This window comes from Leucobacter japonicus (genome assembly GCF_001273855.1).
Lineage (GTDB): Bacteria > Actinomycetota > Actinomycetes > Actinomycetales > Microbacteriaceae > Leucobacter > Leucobacter japonicus.
Genome location: NZ_JHBX01000103.1, coordinates 1 through 282 on the forward strand (window position 1 = coordinate 1; position 282 = coordinate 282).

1 protein-coding gene is annotated in these 282 nt (G+C 61.7%); it reads left to right on the forward strand.

Going from position 1 to position 282, the window contains the following annotated elements:
- Nucleotides 1-19 precede the first annotated feature (19 nt).
- Nucleotides 20-282: hypothetical protein (locus tag AMS67_RS04550; RefSeq protein ID WP_156316542.1), on the forward strand; the 263-nt coding region annotated here is incomplete at its 3' end.

Here is a 282-nt window from a genome sequence, read left to right on the forward strand (position 1 = left end):
GGTCACGACGATCCGGTCGATGCGCGCTACGGAGATCGAGACCGCGATCCAGACGATCCGACTCGATGCGTCCCTGCAGTCGCGCAACTTGAGCGCACAGACGCTTTCGCGAGAGATGAACACTGCTTTCGACGAGTTGCAGGATCGCCCTGCCCTCACCGAGGCCCAGGATGCGCAACTCAGCGACTACTATCGCGACACGTTCATTCCCGAGCTCGAGAAGCGCGCCGATCACGCCTACGGCGACGAGGCGTTCATTCCCGATTCCACTGCGGGCAAGTA